Here is a 4,681-nt window from a genome sequence, read left to right as displayed (position 1 = left end):
GGTCCGCGACAGGACCAGGGCAAGGCTGAATAAGCCCCGCGATGGCGCGCGAGCGGCCGCGGGATGGTATGCGAGGCGCAAACCGCAGCCATAGCCGCAGCTATGGCGAGGATTTGCTTTCGACGAGACCGCCCGCAGCCGGGATACGCGGCGCGCGAGGGACTTGTTCAGCGTTGCCCTAGGGTTTGTTCTGGACCGCGGCAAGCGGCGAGGCCTAAAATCTGCAGTCGGGTTGATCCATTTTTATCCACTGGCCCTAAGGATGTTCTCATGAAGAAATCGATCGTCGCCTTCGCAGTCGCCGCCCTCACGGTGGGCAGCGCGCTTGCTCAGACCAACGACACCATCGCCAAGGTCAAGGCTTCCGGCACCATCACGATGGGTGTGCGCGACTCGTCGGGCGCCCTGTCTTACACGCTCGGCGACGGCAAGTACGTCGGCTACCACGTCGAGCTGTGCCAGCGCATCATCGACAACCTCGAGAAGCAAATCGGCAAGAAGCTCGCGGTCAAGTACCAATCGGTGACGTCGCAAAACCGCATTCCCTTGGTTCAAAACGGCACGGTCGACATCGAGTGCGGTTCCACGACCAACAACCTCGCGCGCCAAAAGGACGTCGCTTTTGCGGTCACGACCTTCATCGAGGAGGTGCGCATGGCGGTCAAGGCCAACTCTGGCATCACCTCGATCGCACAGCTCAACGGCAAAAACGTCGCCACCACGACCGGCACCACGTCCGTGCAAACGCTGCGCAAGAACGAGCGTGCCCGCGGCATCGACTTCAAAGAGGTCTTTGGCAAAGACCATGCCGACAGCTTCCTGCTGCTCGAATCGGGCCGTGCGGATGCGTTCGTGATGGACGGCTCCATCCTCGCGGGCCTGATTGCCAACTCGAAGAACCCGGCCGACTACAAGATCGTCGGTGAAGTGCTGTCGGTCGAGCCCATCGCCATCATGATGCGCAAGGATGACCCGGCCTTCAAGAAGCTCGCGGACGACACCCTCATCGGGCTGATGAAGTCGGGCGAAATCGCCAAGATCTACGACAAGTGGTTCATGCAACCGATTCCGCCCAAGGGCGCACGGATCGGCTTGCCGCCGAGCGAAAACCTCAAGGCAGCCTGGGCGAATCCGAACGACAAGCCCATGGAAGCCTACAACGCACGTTAAGGACAATCCGCTTCGTCCCGGCCGGGCCGGGCCAGCGCAACCCCGCCTGGGTATCGTGCCCTGGCGGGGTTGCCGTTTTGCGCCTGGCGCGACGCGGCGATGCGCCCAAGCTTCGAAAGGAGAGTTCCGATGACATGGGAATGGCAGGTTTTTCTGGCGGATGACGGCAGTGGTCGCACGTATCTGCAGTGGATGCTCGAGGCCTGGCGCTGGACGCTGGCGGTCGCGGGCGCATCTTGGGTCGTCGCGGTGTTCGTGGGCTCGGTGGTCGGCGTGCTGCGCACCTTGCCCGACAGCCCTTGGCTGAGCCGTTTTGCCAATGGATGGGTCGAGGGTTTCCGCAACATTCCGCTGCTGGTTCAGGTCTTCCTCTGGTACTTCGTGGTACCCAAGGTGTTCCCAGCGTTTCAGCAAGTGCCAGGCTTTGTGCTGGTCGTCTTTGCGCTCGGGTTTTTCACCTCCTCGCGCATTGCCGAGCAGGTACGCGCGGGCATTCAGTCGCTGCCGCGCGGGCAGCGCTATGCGGGCATGGCGCTGGGCCTGACGACGGCGCAAACCTATCGCTACGTCATCCTGCCGATGGCCCTGCGCATCATCCTGCCGCCGCTCACGAGTGAATCGATGAACCTGTTGAAGAACTCCTCGGTGGCGTTTGCGGTGTCCATTCCGGAGTTGACGATGTTTGCGATGCAGGCGCAGGAAGAGACGTCGCGCGGCATCGAGATCTATTTGGCGGTCACGGCGCTCTATGCGGTCTCGGCGTTTGCGGTCAACCGCATCTTTGCCTTCATCGAGAAGCGGGTGCGCATTCCGGGCTTCATCGTCGCCGGCGGCGCGGGAGGGCATTGAGATGCAGATCCAACGCTTCGACCTTGGGCCCACGACCCGACTGAAAGGAGCCTGACCATGCTCGGACTCGACTTCAGCTGGCTCGATTGGGACATCATCGACAAGTTCGTGCTGGGCGGGCTGCGCTTCAGCGTGCAACTCACCCTGGTGGCGACCGTCGGGGGGATTTTGTTTGGAACGCTGCTCGCGCTCATGCGGCTCTCGGGCAAGTCCGTGTTGGCTGGTCCTGCGACCGTCTACGTCAACGGCATGCGTTCAGTGCCGCTGGTGATGGTGATTCTGTGGTTTTTCCTGCTCGTGCCGGCGGGTTTCTACACCTACCTGCCCGACGGGGCGAACCACCGTGCCGAGTATTCGGCCATCATCACCTTCGTGGCCTTCGAGGCGGCCTATTTCAGTGAAATCATGCGGGCGGGGATTCAGTCGATTCCCCGCGGCCAGGTGTTTGCGGCGCAGGCGCTCGGCATGAACTATGCGCAGACCATGCGCCTGGTCGTTCTGCCGCAGGCGTTTCGCAACATGGTGCCGGTGCTGCTGACGCAGACCATCATCCTGTTCCAGGACACCTCGCTGGTCTACGCCATCGGTGCCTACGACCTGCTCAAGGGCTTCACCAACGCCGGCAAGATCTATGGCCGCACCGAAGAGGCGTATCTGCTCGCGGCGGTCGTCTATTTCGTGATTTGCTATGCCTTGTCGTGGACCGTCAAACGGCTTCAGGCCCGCATTGCCATCATCCGCTGATGGCGCTCGCATCCACGCCGGAGAATGAACATGATCGAACTCAAGAATGTTTCCAAATGGTATGGCCCTGTGCAGGTGCTCAACGACTGCTCGGTCAGCATCGCCAAGGGCGACGTGGTGGTGGTTTGCGGCCCTTCGGGCTCGGGCAAGTCCACGCTGATCAAGACCGTCAACGGCCTCGAGCCGATCCAGAAAGGCGAAATCTGGGTCGACGGCATTCCCGTCCACGACCCCAAAACCGATTTGCCCAAGCTGCGCAGCCGCGTGGGCATGGTGTTTCAGCATTTCGAACTGTTTCCGCATCTCTCGGTCACCGAGAATCTCACGCTCGCGCAGGTCAAGGTGCTCGGCCGCAGTCCCGACGAGGCCAAGACGCGCGGCCTCAAGATGCTCGACCGGGTGGGCCTGATGGCGCACAAAGACAAATTCCCGGGCCAGCTCTCGGGCGGGCAGCAGCAGCGCGTGGCCATTGCACGTGCGCTCTCGATGGACCCGATCGTCATGCTGTTCGACGAGCCCACCTCGGCGCTCGACCCCGAAATGGTCGGCGAGGTGCTCGACGTGATGGTGACGCTGGCCAAGGAGGGCATGACCATGATGGTGGTCACGCATGAGATGGGCTTTGCACGCAAGGTGGCGAGCCGCGTGATCTTCATCGACGTGGGCGGGCGCATTCTGGAAGACTGCTCGAAAGACGAGTTCTTCGGCCACCCCGAAAGCCGCCAGCCGCGCACCAAGGATTTCCTCGACAAGATCCTTTCGCACTGACCTTCATCTTTGCCTCACGCGCAGCGGGCACCCTCGGGTGCCCGTTTTCGTGGTGCGGCGGTCGCAAGGCGGGGCGGCATGGATCGGCGCATTTGGGACAATCCGGCTCCATGACTGACACCCTCACCCTGACCCGACCCGACGACTGGCATCTGCACCTGCGCGACGGCGCGGCGCTGGCGACCACCGTGCCGCACACCGCCGCGCAGTTCGCGCGCGCCATCGTCATGCCCAATTTGAAGCCGCCCGTCACCACGGCCGAGGCGGCGTTGGCCTACCGTGCGCGGATCCAGGCCGCCGTGCCCACGGGAATGGCGTTCGAGCCGTTGATGACGCTCTACCTCACCGACAACCTGCCCCCGGAGGAAATCCGCCGCGCCAAGGCCGCTGGCGTGGTGGCGGTCAAGCTCTACCCCGCTGGCGCCACCACCAACAGCGATGCCGGCGTGACCGACATCCGCAAGACCTATGCAACGCTCGAAGCCATGCAGCGCGAGGGTCTGTTGCTGCTGGTGCACGGAGAAGTGACCGACCCCGAGGTCGACCTGTTCGACCGCGAAGCCGTGTTCATCGAGCGCGTGCTCGAGCCCCTGCGGCGCGACTTTGCGGGACTCAAGATCGTGATGGAGCACATCACCACGCGCGAAGCCGCTCAGTACGTCGCCGAGGCCGATGGGCTCCTGGCCGCCACCATCACCGCGCATCATCTGCTCTACAACCGCAACGCCCTGTTCACCGGCGGCATTCGCCCGCACTGGTACTGCCTGCCCGTGCTCAAGCGCGAGCAGCACCGGCAGGCGCTGGTGGCCGCGGCGACCAGCGGCAGCCCGAAGTTCTTCCTCGGCACCGACAGCGCGCCGCATCCCGCGGCTCTCAAGGAATCCGCGGTGGGCTGCGCCGGCTGCTACACCGCCCACGCCGCAATCGAGCTCTACGCCCAGGCTTTCGAGGCCGCCGGCGCGCTCGACCGGCTCGAAGCGTTCGCCAGCCACCACGGCCCAGACTTCTACGGCCTGCCGCGCAACACCGGCACCCTCACTCTGCGCCGCGAGCGCTGGACACCGCCCGCGTCCTTCCCCTTCGGCGAAGCCGAGCTCAAGCCGCTGGCTGCGGGCGAGGCGCTGGGGTGGCGGGTGGTGGCTGAGCGGGC

Annotated in this window: 5 protein-coding genes; all 5 read left to right on the top strand. The window is 63.9% G+C overall.

Features of this window, described 5'->3' with window-relative positions:
* The first annotated feature begins 270 nt into the window (after window positions 1-270).
* Window positions 271-1,170 (top strand): amino acid ABC transporter substrate-binding protein, encoded by a 900-nt coding sequence (locus JHC36_RS02015; protein WP_287915207.1) that lies wholly within the window; start codon window positions 271-273, stop codon window positions 1,168-1,170.
* 129 nt (window positions 1,171-1,299) lie between these two features.
* Window positions 1,300-2,019, top strand: a complete 720-nt coding sequence (locus tag JHC36_RS02010) for an amino acid ABC transporter permease (protein WP_287915204.1) — start codon at window positions 1,300-1,302, stop codon at window positions 2,017-2,019.
* A 57-nt stretch (window positions 2,020-2,076) separates the two neighbouring features.
* The gene (locus JHC36_RS02005) at window positions 2,077-2,763 is read left to right on the top strand and encodes an amino acid ABC transporter permease (RefSeq protein ID WP_124222442.1); all 687 of its coding nucleotides are present in this window, start codon (window positions 2,077-2,079) and stop codon (window positions 2,761-2,763) included.
* Between the two features lie 30 nt (window positions 2,764-2,793).
* On the top strand, window positions 2,794-3,531 hold the full coding sequence (locus JHC36_RS02000) for an amino acid ABC transporter ATP-binding protein (protein WP_287915199.1): 738 nt from the start codon (window positions 2,794-2,796) through the stop codon (window positions 3,529-3,531).
* A 110-nt stretch (window positions 3,532-3,641) separates the two neighbouring features.
* The coding region (pyrC, locus tag JHC36_RS01995) for a dihydroorotase (protein WP_287915197.1) at window positions 3,642-4,681 on the top strand (1,040 nt) is incomplete at its 3' end.

Origin of the sequence: Tibeticola sp., assembly GCF_022759015.1 — a bacterium.
GTDB lineage: Bacteria > Pseudomonadota > Gammaproteobacteria > Burkholderiales > Burkholderiaceae_C > Tibeticola > Tibeticola sediminis.
Note: the sequence above shows the minus strand (reverse complement) of the source record. Positions and strands in the feature narration are given on the sequence as shown.